The organism is Achromobacter xylosoxidans, assembly GCF_001457475.1.
GTDB lineage: Bacteria > Pseudomonadota > Gammaproteobacteria > Burkholderiales > Burkholderiaceae_B > Achromobacter > Achromobacter xylosoxidans.
Genome location: NZ_LN831029.1, coordinates 3,881,961 through 3,895,805, shown reverse-complemented (window position 1 = coordinate 3,895,805; position 13,845 = coordinate 3,881,961). Strand labels below are relative to the sequence as shown.

Genomic DNA, 13,845 nt, shown 5'->3' with positions numbered 1-13,845 from the left:
GCGCGCCTTACTTGGCCGAGTCCTTGGTGACCATCATGGCGGCGGTGCGGTCGCTGGTCATGGGGGTGACCTTCAGGCCCTTCTTGGCGGCCCAGATGTTCTTGTAGTGGTACAGCGGGATGATGCCGACGTCGTCGGACACCAGCTTGACCGAGTCGCGCAGGATGGCTTCACGCTTGGCCACGTCGAATTCCGAGGTGGACTGGTCGAGCGCGGCGTCGACCTTGGGGTTGCTGTAGTGGCCCCAGTTGGAGGCGCCCAGGCCCTTCTTGGCGTCGACCGTGGCCAGGATGTTGACCAGCGCGTAGCTGGCTTCGCCCGTGCCGTTGCCCCAGGCCAGCATGCTGACCGCGAATTCGTTCTTGTTGGCGCGGCCCGAGTACACGGCCCATGGCACCACTTCCACTTGCGTCTTGACGCCGATGCGGGTCCAGAACTGCGCCACCGCCTGGGCCGTTTCCGGGCCTTGCGGGTAGCGGTCGTTGGGCACGTGCATGGTCAGTTTGAAGCCGTCGGGGAAACCGGCTTCGGCCAGCAGCTTCTTGGCCTTTTCGACGTCGTTGGGGATGTCCTTGACGTCGGGGTTGTAGCCGAAGGTGCCCTTGGGCATCCACTGGTTGGCTTCGGTGGCGGCGCCCTGCAGGATGCGGTCGGCGATGGCCTTGCGGTTGATCGCCAGGTTCAGGGCCTGGCGCACGCGCACGTCCAGCAGCGGGTTCTTGTCCAGCGGCTTGCCGTTGTTGTCGGTGATGTACTGGTTGGGCGCGGGGTTGAAGCTGGGTTGCAGGATCATGACGCGCAGGCCGTCGTACGGGTAGACCGAGATGTTGGCGGCCTTCTGCAGCTTGGCCAGGTCGGACACCGACACCTTGTCGATCACGTCGACGTCGCCGGCCAGCAGCGCGGCGGTGCGGGCGGCGGCGTTGTTGATGTAGCGGTAGTTGACCTTGTCCCAGGTGGCCTTCTCGCCCCAGTAGCCGTCGTTGCGTTCCATGATGACGCGGTCGCCGGGGGTGTAGGACACGAACTTGTAGGGGCCGGTGCCGACCATGGCCTTGCCCGAGTTGTAGTCTTCGGTGGTGGACTTCTCGCCGACGTGCTTGCTGACCACGTGCACCGACGCCAGGTTCAGCGGCAGGTCGGGGTTGGGCGCCTTGGTCTTGACGATCAGGGTCAGCGGGTCCTTGGCGGTCATCGTGTCGATGGTGCGCAGGTAGCCGGCGTAGGTGGCCACGCTGCCGGGCACGGCGCGGGCGCGGGTGTACGAGTAGATCAGGTCGTCGGCGGTGAACGGCGTGCCGTCCTGCCACTTGACGCCTTCGCGCAGCTTGAATTCCCAGGTGGTGCTGTCCAGCGGCTTCCAGCTCACGGCCAGGCCGGGCTGCAGCTTGTTCCACTTGTTCTCGATCAGCAGATCCCAGAAGTGCAGGGCCACCGAGCGGTCGCCGGCGTGGTTGTTCAGTTGCGGGTCGAGCGAGGACAGCGGATCGGCAAAGCCGATCGACAGGTTGTCGGCCGAGGCCGCGGCGGACGCGCCCAGGATGGCGGCGGTCAGGGTCGAGAGAATCAGGCGTTTCATGTTCGGGGTCCTTGGTGAGGGGGAACTTCTTTCAGGCCATGTCGTTCAGGTGACAGGCGCTCAGGTGGTTGATGGCGATTCCCTTCAGGGTGGGAACCTCGGTTTTGCAGCGCGCCATCGCATGCGGACAGCGCGGGTGGAAGTGGCAGCCGCCGGGCGGATTGAGCGGGCTGGGAATCTCTCCCTTGATGGCGGTGAAGGTCTTGTGGCGCGATTTCAGGTTGGGGATCTCGGCCAGCAGCGCCTGGGTGTACGGATGGTTGGGGCGGCGGAAGACTTCGTCCACCGGCGCCGTCTCGACCACGCGGCCCAGGTACATGATGACCACGCGGTCCGACAGGTGCTCGACCACGCCCAGGTCATGGCTGATGAACAGGTACGTCAGGTTGAGCTGTTCGCGCAGGTCCATGAACAGATTCAGGATCTGTGCCTGGATCGACACGTCCAGCGCGGCCACGGCCTCGTCGCACACCAGCATCGACGGCTGCACCGCCAGGGCGCGGGCGATGCCGATGCGCTGGCGCTGGCCGCCGCTGAACTGGTGCGGATAGCGCTGGCGCAGGGCCGGGTCGAGGCCGGCGCGTTGCAGTTGCGCGCTGACGTAGTCGTCGAAGTCGCCGTTGCCGACCAGGCCGTGGATGCGCGCCGCTTCGCCGACGATCTCGTCCACGCGCAGGCGCGGGTTCAGGCTCGCGTACGGGTCCTGGAAGATCATCTGCACCTTCAGGCGCGCGGCGTGGGCCTGGGCCGGCGTCATGTCGGCGGGGCGCTGGCCGTTGATCAGCACCTCGCCGCCGGACGGCGTCAGCAGGCCGGCCGCGATGCGGCCCAGCGTGGACTTGCCGCAGCCGGATTCGCCGACCAGGCCGACCACTTCGCCGGGGCGCACCAGCAGGTCCACATGATCGACGGCGCGGGTGATGGCGGGCGGCTTGGACAGGCCCAGGCGCTGCAAGGCGCGGCCGGCGGCGCCGACGGGGCGTTCGCCAAAGCGCTTGCTGACCTGGCGCAGGTCGATGAGCGGGGTGGCGCCGTCGCGGGTGTCCGGAATCGTCGTCTGGCTCATGCTGCCACCTCGCCCGGTTGGCGCGACGGATGAAAGCAGCGCACCTGATGGCCGGGCAGCACGTCGGTGATGGCGGGCTGCTGGCCGCATTGCGCCGTGGCGCGCGCGCAGCGCGCCGCGAAGGCACAGCCGGCGGGCAGGGTGAGCAGGTTGGGTGTCATGCCGGGAATCTGGCGCAGGCGTTGGCCGCGCTGGTTGTTGCTGGGCAGGCTGTCGATCAGGCCCAGGGTGTAGGGATGCTGAGGACGGTCGAGCACGTCGTCGACCTTGCCGTGTTCGACGATGCGGCCGGCGTACATCACCGCCACGTCGTCGGCCAGGCCCGCCACCACCGACAGGTCGTGGGTGATCCAGATGAGGCTGGTGCCGTGTTGCTGCGCCAGCTTCTGCACTTCGGACAGGATCTGCGCCTGGATGGTGACGTCCAGCGCCGTGGTCGGCTCGTCGGCGATGATGAGGTCGGGCCGGTGCAGCATGGCGATGGCGATCGCCACGCGCTGGCGCATGCCGCCGGACAACTGGTGCGGATACGCCAGCAGCCGTTCTTCCGGGCTGGGAATACCCATCATGCCGAGCGTGTCGCGGGCCAGCTCGCGCGCCTGCGCCTTGCTCATGCTGTTGTGGGCGCGCACCGTTTCGATCATCTGCACGTCGACCCGCAGCACCGGGTTCAACGTCATCATCGGATCCTGGAAGATCATGGCGATGCGGTTGCCCTGCAGCTTGCGCAGCTCGCGCGGGGCCAGCTTGGTCAGGTCGCGGCCCTGGAACAGCACCTGGCCGCCGACCACGCGGCCGGGGGCGTCCACCAGGCCCATGATCGAAAAGCCGGTGACGGATTTGCCCGAGCCGGACTCGCCGACCAGGCCCAGGATCTTGCCGCGCTCCAGCGTGAAGGACACGTCGTCCACGGCGGGCAGGGTGCCGGCGCGGGTGAAGAAGTGGGTGCGCAGGTTGCGCACTTCCAGGGTCGGCACGTTGGCGGCGGCCGGCGCCGCGACGGGACGGGCGGCGCTCATTTGTGGGTCCTCGGGTTCAGCACGTCGCGCAGGCGGTCGCCCACCAGGTTGATGGCGACGATGGTGATCAGCAGCGCGATGCCGGGGTAGAAACTGATCCAGTATTCGCCGGACAGCATGTATTGGAAGCCGTTGGAGATCAGCAGCCCCAGCGACGGTTCGGTCACGGGCACGCCCAGGCCTAGGAAACTCAGCGTGGCTTCGAGCGTGATGGCGCGCGCGATCTGCAGGGTGCCGATGACGATCAGCGGCGGCAGGCAGTTGGGCAGGATGTGCTTGAGCATGATCCGCCAGTTGGGGATGTCCAGGCAGCGCGCCGCCTCGACGTACTCGCGGCGGCGCTCGACCAGGGCCTGGCCGCGCGCGGTGCGGGCGTAGTAGGCCCATTCCAGGATCACCAGCGTCAGCACCACGTTGCCCACGCCCTTGCCCAGGTAGGCCAGGATCATCATGGCCACCAGGATCGACGGGAACGACAGGATCAGGTCCACCAGCCGCATGATCAGCGCGTCGACCTTGCCGCCGGCATACGCCGCCAGCAGGCCCAGCAGCGTGCCGATGATGCCGGCGATCAGCGCCGAGCCCACGCCCACCATCAGGCTGATGCGCAGGCCGTACAGGATGCCCGACAGCAGGTCGCGGCCCTGGCCGTCGGTGCCGAGCCAGTAGTGGAAGGTGTTCAGGCCGTTCATCGTGCCCGGCGCCAGGCGCGCGTCCAGCACGTCGATCTGCAGCAGGTCGTAGGGGTTCTGCGGCGAGATCCACGGCGCCAGGATGGCGGCCAGGATCAGCAGGGTGGCGATCACCAGCCCGAACACCGCCGTCTTGGACGACAGGAATTCCAGCAGGTTACGGCGCCAGGGCGATTCGCGCTTCAGCGCGGGGGCGGCGGTTTGCATGGCATTTGCCTGGGGAGTGTTCGGAGCGCTCATGCCGAGGCCTCCAGCCGCACCCGCGGGTCCAGCACTTTGTACAGGATGTCGACGATCAGGTTGAGCGTCACGAACAGGCACACCACCACGATCAGGTAGGCCACGATCACCGGGCGGTCCAGCGCGTTCAGGCTGTCCAGGATCAGCTTGCCGGCGCCGGGCCAGGCGAAGATGCTTTCGGTGATGACGGCGAAGGCGATGGTCGAGCCCAGCTCCAGGCCCAGTACCGTCACCAGCGGGATCATGGTGTTGCGCAGCACGTGCACACAGACCACCCGGAACGGCGACAGGCCCTTGGCGCGGGCGAACTTGACGAAGTCCAGCGGCATCACGTCGCGCACGCCGGCGCGGGTCAGGCGGATCACCAGCGAGATCTTGAACAGCGACAGGTTCAGCGCCGGCAGGATCAGGTGGCGCCAGCCGTCGGCCGTCAGCCACGACCACTGGAAGCCCAGGAATTCCACCGTCTGGCCGCGGCCGCTGGCCGGCAGCCAGCCCAGCGACACGCTGAAGGTCATGATCAGCATCAGCGCGACCCAGAAGGTCGGCAGCGAGAAGCCGACGATGCTGCCCGCCATCACCAGCTTGGAGAAGCGGCTGTCGGGATACAGCCCGGCCAAGAGGCCCAGCGGCAGCCCGATGATCACCGCCAGCAGCAGCGCGGCGATGGCCAGTTCGAGGGTCGCCGGCAGGCGCTGGATCACCAGTTCCACGGCGGGGATGTTGTAGACGAAGCTGTTGCCCAGGTTGCCGTGCAGCGCCCCGTTCAGAAAGCCCAGGTACTGTTGCCACAAGGGCTTGTCCAGCCCCAGTTCGGCGATGATGCGGGCGCGGTCGACCTGGTCGACGTCCTGGCCGATCAGGATGTCGACGGGGTTGCCGATGGCGTGCAGCCCGACGAAGACGATCAGCGTCATCAGGAACACGACCACCGCGGCTTGCGCCACGCGGCGGAGCAGCCAAGCGGTCATTGCGCGGTCTCCGCCTGCCGGGGCGCGCCGGGCGCCGGGGCCGGCGTCCATTCGTCGCCGAACACTTCCGGTTCCGAGAACGCTTCCATATTGGCGTAGTGCGTGGCCACGTCCTCGCGGTAGAACAGGCCGGCGATGCCTTGCGCCAGGCGCTTGGCGCCTTCGCTGATGGCGGGGATGTCGCCCGACACGGTGCCGTGCGTCAGCGCGGCCGGGTACGAGAAGCAGTGCACCCGGTCCAGGCCGGGACAGGCGCCCGGGGTCTTTTCCTGCAATTCGAAGGCCGCGCCCAGGTCGGGCGAATCATGCAGTTCCTGGTCTTCCTCGCCGGCGGGCGGGGTGTAGCGGTCGCCCCAGGCGCGCACGTGGGACGCCAGCGCGGCGAATTCCGGCCGCACGGTCCAGTCGATGCGGAAACCCGTGGAGAACACCAGGAAGTCCAGCGTGAAGACGCCCTTGGGCGTGGTCACGCGGATTTCGTCATTGACCAGCGCCAGGTCCTGCACGCCGCAGCCCAGGTTGAAGCGGGCGTTCGGGTGGCGCGACACGCGCAGCGTGCTGCCGCGCGGCGGCGGCACCTGGGCGGCGTTGATGTAGTGGCGGATCTTCCACTTCCAGTCGTCGGGCAGGTTCAGGTGGCCATGGGTCAGGCCGGGGTTGCCGGCGCCCTTGCCCTTGTTGATGCGCGGAATGTCGTCGCGGCGGATCAGCAGGTCGACGCTGGCCGCGCCCGCTTCCAGGGCGGTGGCGGCGCTGTCCATGGCCGACGCGCCCGCGCCCACCACGCCGACGCGCTTGCCGGCCAGGGTGGCGTAGTCCAGCACGTCCGACGAATGCGCCCAACGGTCGCGCGGCAGCTTGCGCGCGAAGTCCGGCACGTAGGCGCCGCCCAGGCCGTCGCGGCCGGTGGCCAGCACCACGCGGCGCGCCAGCACGGTCTGGCGGCCGGCGGGCGCTTCGATGTCCAGTTGCACCAGCCGGTCGGCGCGCGGCAGCACGGCCAGCACGCGGTGCTGGTTGCGCACGTCCAGGTTCAGCACGCGGCGGTACCAGCGCAGGTAGTCCATCCACTGCAGGCGCGGGATCTTGTCCAGCGCGTCCCAGGCTTCGCCGCCGAACTGCGCCTCGAACCAGGCGCGGAAGGTCAGGGCGGGCAGGCCCAGCGCCGGACCCGTCAGTTGCTTGGGCGAGCGCAGGGTCTCCATGCGCGCGGTGGTGGCCCACGGGCCTTCATAGCCTTCGGGTGACTGGTCGAAGATCGGCGCGACGATGCCCTGGTGGGTCAGCGACGCGGCCGCGGCCAGGCCGGCCATGCCGCCGCCGATGATGGCCACGTCCAGCACCGGCTGGCCGTCGACCAGGCGCGGCGTGACCCACTGTTTGGCCGGGATTTCCAGCCAGGACAGGTCCTGGCGCAGGCGCGCTTCCAGCGCGGCCAGGCCTTGCGGGGCGGGAGCGAGGGGTTGGTTCATGCGGGCGTATCCGTAAGAGGGGCGTCATCGCCGTAGATCGACTGCAGCAGCGCGCCGTGCTGGCAGGCGTCGTGCAGCACGAAGCCGGGCAGCAGTTGCGCGGCGGCCTGCGCCAGCGCATCGGCCATGGCCTGGCAGGCCGGCGTCAGCGGCTGCGACTGCGAGGTGATGACCCCGAAGAAAAAGGGAATGTCCAGGTCGATCGGGCGGATCGCCACGCCCGCCATCGGCGCGCCGTAGGCGGTAATGGGTTCCAGCACCGACACGCCCAGGCCCGCGCGCACGGCGGCCAGGGCGTTGACGGACGAATTGGTTTCGATGGCGCCGGCCGCGTGGCCCAGCGCCGCGTCCAGCCGCCGCCGCAGGCGGTAGGGATTGGCCATGGTGATGACGCGGCGCCCGGCCAGCTCGGCCACCGGCACCACCTCATGGCGCGCGGCCGGATCGTTTTCGGGCAGCGCCACCACACAGGGCGCCTGGCCGATCCAGTGCACGGTCAGGCCGCGATGCTCCAGCGGGAGGCTGGTCGCGCCCAGTTGCGCCGCGCCGCTCAGGACGGCGTGCACCACGCGCTCGGGCGAGGCGCTGCGCAGTTCGATGCGGGGGGCGAGGTTGGCGTGCGGCTCGATGCGCTTGAGCGCGTCCGGCACCAACCCGGCGGCCAGCGCCGAGGTGGCCGCCAGCAGCAGGGGCTGCGCCTGGCCGCGGGCGATTTCCTCGGCCCGGTCGCGGATCTGGCGCAGGCTGGACAGGGCGCGCTCGACGTCGTCATAGAGCAGGAAACCCTGCTCGGTCGGCGTCACGCGCGGCCCGCTGCGGGCGAACAGGGCATAGCCGATCTCGGCTTCCAATTCCTGCAACAGGCGGCTGATGGCCGGTTGCGAGCGGCCAAGCAGACGCCCGGCAGCGGTGACGCTGCCCGTGGACATGACGGCCGCGAAGGCCTCGAGTTGACGAAGTTCCATCTTTCTTGCTTTATGCCAAGGACGAATTCTTACGTATCGAGTATGCGCCGTACAAATAATTAAAGGGCATAAGCAAATTCCCTAATCGGGATTTCCTTATGCCCTTTCATTACTGTCAGTTATTTCAACGGCTTACGGGATTTGCCTTAAGCCACCAGCCGCAGGCTGGGGGACTTTTGGGGGACTTCTTGTTGTCGCCTCTCCCGCATGATGGCCAGCAAGTTGAGCGATTCACCGTCTGCGCCCGGGGCCTGGATAGCCTCGAGAGCGTCGTAAATCTCGCGCAGCTGCGCCACGGCATAGTGATCCGTCATGCTGCCGGATTTGTGCCAGAGGATCTCGTTTTGGGTCCGATCCGAGACCCCGGCAGCCCGCAAGCGCATCCCGAGGGTGTGGCGCAGGTCGTGCAGGTGCAGATCCGCCATGCCAGCAGCCGTCCGAGTCTTACCCCATGCATACTCGAATCGATCCGCGAGCGTCTTGTGAGGCCGCTCGGGCAGCGTCCAGCCCAGCGGGTGTGGGCCTTTAGCGAGCCGCGCCCACTTGGGGAGATCCTTTACGTAGGTGAAAACGAATTCCGGATGCTTGCCCCGCTGGCTGTCAACGATGCCTTGCGCGGTTGTGTTGCAAACGATGATCCTCTCCCGTTTCCGCCCCTTCACGTACTCCCGCGGCACGATGAAGACCGAACGAACCAGGCCAGGGCGGATCTCGAGGGGGAGTTCCCAGGTCCACCGCAGATTCGAAAGGACATTTCGCCGGACGCCGGTATTCAAGTCGAAAAGCAGCACCTTCGCCAAGTAACCTGGCGCGCTGGCCAGGAGCCTGTCCTGCTCGGCCCAGGTTATGGGGCGGGGAGGGCGCTGATCTTCGAGTTTCAGCAGGCTGATGTGGGGAGCGCTCTCCAGCCAGGTCATGCGGTTCGGAAATCTCCATCGCCTTGCGGCGCGGTTGCAGATGGCCCTGACGCATTCCAGGCTGTTGTTGACCGTCTTGTCGGCCCAGCCGAACGCCTTGCGCTCCTCGATAAATGGCACGAGGGCGTCGTCGTCGAGCTGATCCAATGTTAAAGAGCCAAGGAGGGCCACCAGCGGCTCAAGCGCGTAGGTTGACGCCGTCGCCGATGGCATGCCTTCCTTCTCCAGCAGATATCTGGCCGCCGCAGCGGCCAGGGTTACCTTTGGCCGAACTCCGTTGGTCATGTCGTCACGGATTTCGGCCTTGCGTTGCATCAGGTAGTCGCTGGCGTCCCCCTGATTTTGGAAACCACGTTTGCGAATTCGGTGCCCCCTATATCGGGCGTCGACCTCGAACGTGCCGTCTTGCGACGGGTAGATGCCACTTGTTCTAGAACGTCCCATTTGCGTACTCCGTTCTTGGGCGCGGGACGCTCATTGCCCGCCGTCAGTTTATAGCGGTCCCAGGCCGCGTCGAGATCGGCCCGTTCATAGACAACCGATGTGCCGGCCTGGACTCCCTTGCCAGCGAGCAGCGGGGCGAGTTTGGCTTCGAAGAACCGGCGCTTGACGCCCAGGTACTGCTGGGCTTCAACGGTGTTGAAGCAGCGCTTTTGCATGTCAGATCCTCCTGAACTCGACGATCCAGACCCAGGGGTCGGCGTCCCAGGACTCGGCGCCGTTGATGCTGCTCCACAGTTCGCGGAATGAGCGCTGCGGCCATTGCAGGCGGCGCGCCAGCTCGTCGGCTGATTCGACGCTGGCGTCGCGGCATTCGTCGCCCACGAACAAGCGCGGGTCGAATGCGCCTTCCGCCAGCGCATCCTCGTAGCTGATGCCTTGCAACCGCTCTACGCGCACGCCGGTCACCTCCAGCTCAAGCCGACTCGCCCAGCGCGGCATGAACCGGGCATGGCGATACCTGCCCGGTTGGGGCGGACCGTCATGGGGCGGCGTGCCGGTGTGCTTCCAGTCACGCCTCGCACCGTCGGCTTCGTACTGGATCGGAGCCCAGGGCGCGTTGTAGCCGGCGTCCAGGCACAGCTCGGCGATCTGGCTGCCGCTGCACCTGTCCAGGTCTGCGGTGCTGCGCCAGGGCTCACGCACCCACAGGCGGTCACTGGGCTGGCCGTAGGGGCATGACGTTTTCCCGGGAGCCGCCCACGCGCCGGCCGGCTGCTGCCTCACGACCCGCCGCGTCTGCGTCTTGTTGCCGGCCAGCAACGCCCGCACCATCGCTCCGTTGAAAGGGATGGGCCGTTCTTTCATTGCGGCACCTCGTTCCATTCGCGGCCATCGAGCAGCCGGCCGGCTGCCACCTTGCCCGGCCGATGAACCATCGACCAGCCGTCCGCGCTCGTTGCGCCGACCGGGTAGTCGTCGCGTGCGACACGGCCATCCCAGGCGACCGCCGCGGTGTCATAGCCGCCGGCGCCGAAATCCCCAGATCCAGGCGCCCAGTCACCCCACTGCTTGAACAGGAACGGCACTCCAGCGTTCTGGCATTGGTCGCGCAGACTGGCGGCCCAGGCCGGATGCATGGGGCGTGCCCCGGGGCCGCTCTCGCCGCCGACGATTACCCAGTCCAGAGCCTCGCCCAGGTGCAACCCAGCGCGCCGGCAGCCGGCGCCAAGGTCGACCGGCCCGAGTAGCGGTTCCATGCTCAGGAAGCGAACGCGCGCCGGCAACTCGAGCAGCTTGGGGATATCTCGGTCGGCCTCGGCTTGATTCACGATGGTGGCGCCGATCCAGACGTTGGGATACATCCGGTCGAAGTCGAACGGCACAGGCAGCATGTTGCCCACGTTGCCGATACGTTTCGTCAGCAGCAGCCAGTCCAGGTTGGGCGTGGCCTCGATCTGCCCGTAAAGATCCTCGCGCCAGGCCGGGTCCACGGCATTGTCGAAGACGTCAGCCAGGCTGGCGCAGAACACCCTCGCTCGGGCCGGGGCCAGCCTCAGGGAAGCGCATTTCGGCACCGGGCAGACCGGCAGGCCCCCGTTGATCTTGCCCGCGCCGTGTCCACGCCATCCGCAGTCCAGGCATTGGTAGAATGGGTTGCCGTTCCAGGACAGCGGCTTGCGCCAGTTGGCGGCGCTGGTCCGCCGGCGTGGCGCGCCCGGCCCCCAGTTGATAGCCCGGCCGCCGGCGAAGCGGGCGTTGCGCGTCTCTGCGTAGCAGTGGTCACAGCCGGGCCCGACCTTCTGGCAGCCTTCCCACGGGTTGAAAGTATGGTCGGTCCATTCGATCTTACTGTTCTCAGCCACTGATGCCTCCTTGTGCGGAAGCCTTGGGCTCGCGCCGGATTTGAATCCCGTAGATGGCCCACTCGCCGGGGTGATGCGTCGCCATGTAGTGGCTGATGCGCCGCGCGCTTTTCAGCAGCCACGCCGGCACAGGCGGCGCTGTGGCGCCCAAGTAAACCAGCTCATCATCGCCCGCCTCGGCGCTGGCCTGGGGCACGGCATAGACCTTGGTGCCCGCCGGCAGCGGCCGCGAAAGACGGAAGGTATTGCCGTTGGGCTGCACGACGCCCACTGGCTCCCCGGCTACAGGGGCGCTTGCCAGGGCGGCGCGTCGCAGCACGTCCTCGCGGACCCCGGGGATGCGGCACATGGGCGGCCGCACCCCGTTGGCGCGGTCGCACTCGTCGTTCGCGCACAGCACGGCATCGGCCTGCCCGGCTTTGCATACGTCGGTAGGGCATGCAGCCCGCTCTTCGGCTACAGGGGCGGCAATTTCCGACACCTCAAAGACACCGAACCCGACCTCCTGTAGGGCCTTGAGCAGCCCCAGCCCTCTGTCGATGAGGTCGCCCGAACTACCGCTGGCTGCCTTTTGCCAAGCGGCACCGAGGCGGTGCGCCCCGATATTCCCCGGCTGGTGGTGGTACGTAAATGCCCGGTGCGGTCCGGGGAGGTCAAACGCTGCGCCATACGCACCCAGGGTGCGAGTGAGCGTGACGACAATCGCCGGCTGCGCGATGTTGTTCTGTTCATTCATAGTTCAGTCCTTTGCGCCCGCGCGCATGTTCCTGGGCACCTCGTAGACGGTCACCAGGGTTTCGTGGGCGAAAAACCAGATGTGTTCAGCGTGGATGCGGACGTTGTTGGCCTTGCGGTGCTGGAGCCAGCACTTGTCCAAGAAGCGCTTGAGCTTCCCGGCCGCGTCGCCGTGCCGCTTGCCTTGATCGAAGGCGCGCTGCGCGGCAGCAGCGCGGGCCGACTTCGGCAGGCCCAGACGCTCTTTCAGGCGGGCGTCGGCATGATCAGTGATGGTGACTGCCATGTTCACACCTCCGCGGCCTGGCGGCTCTGCTGGCCGCCGTCCGGCGCCGGCAGAAGGTTGGCCGCCGCTGCATGCTCCAGCACGGTATGGCCCGTCGGCAGCATGATCTGACCGAGAAACGCGCCTTCGAACGAGAGGATGCCAGTCTCGATGGCCATGATCTGGCCTTTGATCCAATCGCGCAGGATCGAATACACGGCGACGCTCGCCACGTCCATGGCTTTTTTCTCGTACTGGGCCCGCGTGCCGGTGCGGCGATGACTCCACGGGTTCTCCTTGAGCCAGGCCGCGGCGTAGCCCTTCGTCGATGCCTTCACGGAAACCTGGCGGCCCCGGTATTCGAACTGCACCAGCAGCTCGCCGGCGCCGTCGTCCACCATGCTCCCGAACTTGCTGCAGCCGAAGGCGCGCAGCAGCTTCTGGATCTCGCCAAGTGCCTTCTCGCCGCTGGTCGCGGTGCTGTAGGGCAGGGCCATTAGGCATCCCCCGCGCGTTGCGCTGCACGGTCCAAACGCTCGATTTCAGCCAGGATCAGGGCGCCGGCCTTTTCCAGATTGCGGCGATACGTCGAGGGCTTCCACCATTCGGCGGCCCAGGGCCAGCTCGGTCCAGGGCGGCCCGGCTCCGGATAGTGGTGGCGACCCTGGGCGGCGTAGCACGCCGCCGCACTCGCCATGTCGCCGGCGGTGTATTGGTCGTCATGCGCCGGCGTCCGGCCTTCGACGCTGATCTGTCGCTGGCGCTCGGCCAGAACGTCGCGGGCGGCAGCGGTTTGCACATCGGCAGCAGCGGGAGCGCGCAGCGCTTTCATGGCCTCGTACAGCAGCAGGCTCACCGAGTTTTCCTGGCCGTTGTGGGTGAGGTAGTTCTCGATGCGCACCGCCACCTCAGCCGGGGCGCCGTAGGTGTGCGCCGCCGTGGATAGGCCAGCGGCGGCGGGCAGCGGATGCGCCCCGCTGTAGATGCAGTGCGATCCCTGCCACACGCCAACGCTGACGCCGCGCGGATCATGGTCCACGGTAACGGTGATCGGGGCATCCTGTTCGGTGCTGACTGCAGGCGAGGTCGGTGAAGGCTCCGCGGCCGCCAGCAGGTCGGCGAGGCGCTCCAGGCCAGCCATGGCGGTATAGCCTTGGGGAAGAAAGCCGAGGGCGGCGCGAACCTCGGCCAGCTCGTGCTGTGCAGCGGCCACCGGGGCCAGGCGCCAGGTGTTTTCGATCTTGCTCATGCCTGCGCCTCCATGGCGATCTTGATGCGGGTTTGGTGGAACAGGTCGCCCTGGTCGTCGCGCTGGCCCAAGGCGATCACACGGCGCAGTATCGGCAGTGCGTGCCGCAGGCCTTCGATAGTGCGTTCCTGGATCGGCACCAGGTAGTGCAGCGCGATGTACAGATCACGCAGGGGCTGCAGCGGCAGTTCCTTGGCGTGGCGGATGCTCCACATCTCGAAGTGCCAGATCAGCCCTTCGATCGCGGGCGCGGCCTCGTACTTGTGGCCGTCGCAGGCCACGAAGGTCGGGTAGCCCTTGGCGTTGACCGACACCTTGCCGGTCCGGTCCAGCTCGTCGAACAGCTGTTCCAGGGGGCGCATCACGATT

At 67.4% G+C, this 13,845-nt stretch carries 16 protein-coding genes; all 16 read right to left on the bottom strand.

What is annotated here, in order from left to right; all coding sequences use genetic code 11:
• Positions 1-7: 7 nt before the first annotated feature.
• On the bottom strand, positions 8-1,579 hold the full coding sequence (locus AT699_RS17540) for an ABC transporter substrate-binding protein (protein ID WP_006387057.1): 1,572 nt from the start codon (positions 1,577-1,579) through the stop codon (positions 8-10).
• Positions 1,580-1,610: 31 nt separating this feature from the next.
• Complete coding sequence (locus tag AT699_RS17535) at positions 1,611-2,645, bottom strand: ABC transporter ATP-binding protein (protein ID WP_024069312.1); 1,035 nt, start codon at positions 2,643-2,645, stop codon at positions 1,611-1,613.
• A complete protein-coding gene (locus AT699_RS17530) occupies positions 2,642-3,664 on the bottom strand; it encodes an ABC transporter ATP-binding protein (RefSeq protein WP_024069311.1) in 1,023 nt (340 codons plus the stop codon). Before AT699_RS17530 ends, AT699_RS17535 begins: the two co-directional genes overlap by 4 nt.
• Positions 3,661-4,563, bottom strand: coding sequence for an ABC transporter permease (locus AT699_RS17525; protein WP_024069310.1), 903 nt, complete (start codon positions 4,561-4,563; stop codon positions 3,661-3,663). The genes AT699_RS17530 and AT699_RS17525 overlap by 4 nt, the downstream gene beginning before the upstream one ends.
• Before the next feature lie 29 nt (positions 4,564-4,592).
• Positions 4,593-5,567, bottom strand: a complete 975-nt coding sequence (locus tag AT699_RS17520; RefSeq protein ID WP_006387061.1) for an ABC transporter permease — start codon at positions 5,565-5,567, stop codon at positions 4,593-4,595.
• A complete protein-coding gene (locus tag AT699_RS17515) occupies positions 5,564-7,039 on the bottom strand; it encodes a flavin-containing monooxygenase (RefSeq protein ID WP_024069309.1) in 1,476 nt (491 codons plus the stop codon). Before AT699_RS17515 ends, AT699_RS17520 begins: the two co-directional genes overlap by 4 nt.
• On the bottom strand, positions 7,036-8,004 hold the full coding sequence (locus AT699_RS17510) for a LysR family transcriptional regulator (protein WP_024069308.1): 969 nt from the start codon (positions 8,002-8,004) through the stop codon (positions 7,036-7,038). The genes AT699_RS17515 and AT699_RS17510 overlap by 4 nt, the downstream gene beginning before the upstream one ends.
• A 146-nt stretch (positions 8,005-8,150) precedes the next feature.
• Positions 8,151-9,236: a tyrosine-type recombinase/integrase gene (locus AT699_RS17505; protein ID WP_024069307.1), complete on the bottom strand. Its 1,086-nt coding sequence runs from the start codon at positions 9,234-9,236 to the stop codon at positions 8,151-8,153.
• Positions 9,236-9,580, bottom strand: coding sequence for a hypothetical protein (locus tag AT699_RS31910; RefSeq protein WP_158646888.1), 345 nt, complete (start codon positions 9,578-9,580; stop codon positions 9,236-9,238). The genes AT699_RS17505 and AT699_RS31910 overlap by 1 nt, the downstream gene beginning before the upstream one ends.
• A 1-nt stretch (position 9,581) precedes the next feature.
• Positions 9,582-10,229: a hypothetical protein gene (locus AT699_RS17500; RefSeq protein WP_058207380.1), complete on the bottom strand. Its 648-nt coding sequence runs from the start codon at positions 10,227-10,229 to the stop codon at positions 9,582-9,584.
• Positions 10,226-11,227, bottom strand: coding sequence for a phage Gp37/Gp68 family protein (locus tag AT699_RS17495; RefSeq protein ID WP_024069305.1), 1,002 nt, complete (start codon positions 11,225-11,227; stop codon positions 10,226-10,228). The genes AT699_RS17500 and AT699_RS17495 overlap by 4 nt, the downstream gene beginning before the upstream one ends.
• Positions 11,220-11,963 (bottom strand): hypothetical protein, encoded by a 744-nt coding sequence (locus AT699_RS17490; RefSeq protein WP_058207379.1) that lies wholly within the window; start codon positions 11,961-11,963, stop codon positions 11,220-11,222. Before AT699_RS17490 ends, AT699_RS17495 begins: the two co-directional genes overlap by 8 nt.
• Before the next feature lie 3 nt (positions 11,964-11,966).
• Positions 11,967-12,248: a hypothetical protein gene (locus AT699_RS17485; protein ID WP_024069303.1), complete on the bottom strand. Its 282-nt coding sequence runs from the start codon at positions 12,246-12,248 to the stop codon at positions 11,967-11,969.
• A 2-nt stretch (positions 12,249-12,250) separates the two neighbouring features.
• Positions 12,251-12,724, bottom strand: coding sequence for a hypothetical protein (locus AT699_RS17480; RefSeq protein WP_024069302.1), 474 nt, complete (start codon positions 12,722-12,724; stop codon positions 12,251-12,253).
• Positions 12,724-13,476, bottom strand: a complete 753-nt coding sequence (locus tag AT699_RS17475; RefSeq protein WP_024069301.1) for a hypothetical protein — start codon at positions 13,474-13,476, stop codon at positions 12,724-12,726. The genes AT699_RS17480 and AT699_RS17475 overlap by 1 nt, the downstream gene beginning before the upstream one ends.
• On the bottom strand, positions 13,473-13,838 hold the full coding sequence (locus tag AT699_RS17470; protein WP_049054998.1) for a hypothetical protein: 366 nt from the start codon (positions 13,836-13,838) through the stop codon (positions 13,473-13,475). The genes AT699_RS17475 and AT699_RS17470 overlap by 4 nt, the downstream gene beginning before the upstream one ends.
• Positions 13,839-13,845 lie beyond the last annotated feature (7 nt).

What these genes read in the sequence shown, in the direction of transcription:
- AT699_RS17540 (WP_006387057.1), bottom strand. Translation starts at nt 1,579, where the DNA reads ATGAAACGCCTGATTCTCTCGACCCTGACCGCCGCCATCCTGGGCGCG.
- AT699_RS17535 (WP_024069312.1), bottom strand. Translation starts at nt 2,645, where the DNA reads ATGAGCCAGACGACGATTCCGGACACCCGCGACGGCGCCACCCCGCTC.
- AT699_RS17530 (WP_024069311.1), bottom strand. Translation starts at nt 3,664, where the DNA reads ATGAGCGCCGCCCGTCCCGTCGCGGCGCCGGCCGCCGCCAACGTGCCG.
- AT699_RS17525 (WP_024069310.1), bottom strand. Translation starts at nt 4,563, where the DNA reads ATGCAAACCGCCGCCCCCGCGCTGAAGCGCGAATCGCCCTGGCGCCGT.
- AT699_RS17520 (WP_006387061.1), bottom strand. Translation starts at nt 5,567, where the DNA reads ATGACCGCTTGGCTGCTCCGCCGCGTGGCGCAAGCCGCGGTGGTCGTG.
- AT699_RS17515 (WP_024069309.1), bottom strand. Translation starts at nt 7,039, where the DNA reads ATGAACCAACCCCTCGCTCCCGCCCCGCAAGGCCTGGCCGCGCTGGAA.
- AT699_RS17510 (WP_024069308.1), bottom strand. Translation starts at nt 8,004, where the DNA reads ATGGAACTTCGTCAACTCGAGGCCTTCGCGGCCGTCATGTCCACGGGC.
- AT699_RS17505 (WP_024069307.1), bottom strand. Translation starts at nt 9,236, where the DNA reads ATGCAACGCAAGGCCGAAATCCGTGACGACATGACCAACGGAGTTCGG.
- AT699_RS31910 (WP_158646888.1), bottom strand. Translation starts at nt 9,580, where the DNA reads ATGCAAAAGCGCTGCTTCAACACCGTTGAAGCCCAGCAGTACCTGGGC.
- AT699_RS17500 (WP_058207380.1), bottom strand. Translation starts at nt 10,229, where the DNA reads ATGAAAGAACGGCCCATCCCTTTCAACGGAGCGATGGTGCGGGCGTTG.
- AT699_RS17490 (WP_058207379.1), bottom strand. Translation starts at nt 11,963, where the DNA reads ATGAATGAACAGAACAACATCGCGCAGCCGGCGATTGTCGTCACGCTC.
- AT699_RS17485 (WP_024069303.1), bottom strand. Translation starts at nt 12,248, where the DNA reads ATGGCAGTCACCATCACTGATCATGCCGACGCCCGCCTGAAAGAGCGT.
- AT699_RS17480 (WP_024069302.1), bottom strand. Translation starts at nt 12,724, where the DNA reads ATGGCCCTGCCCTACAGCACCGCGACCAGCGGCGAGAAGGCACTTGGC.
- AT699_RS17475 (WP_024069301.1), bottom strand. Translation starts at nt 13,476, where the DNA reads ATGAGCAAGATCGAAAACACCTGGCGCCTGGCCCCGGTGGCCGCTGCA.
- AT699_RS17470 (WP_049054998.1), bottom strand. Translation starts at nt 13,838, where the DNA reads ATGCGCCCCCTGGAACAGCTGTTCGACGAGCTGGACCGGACCGGCAAG.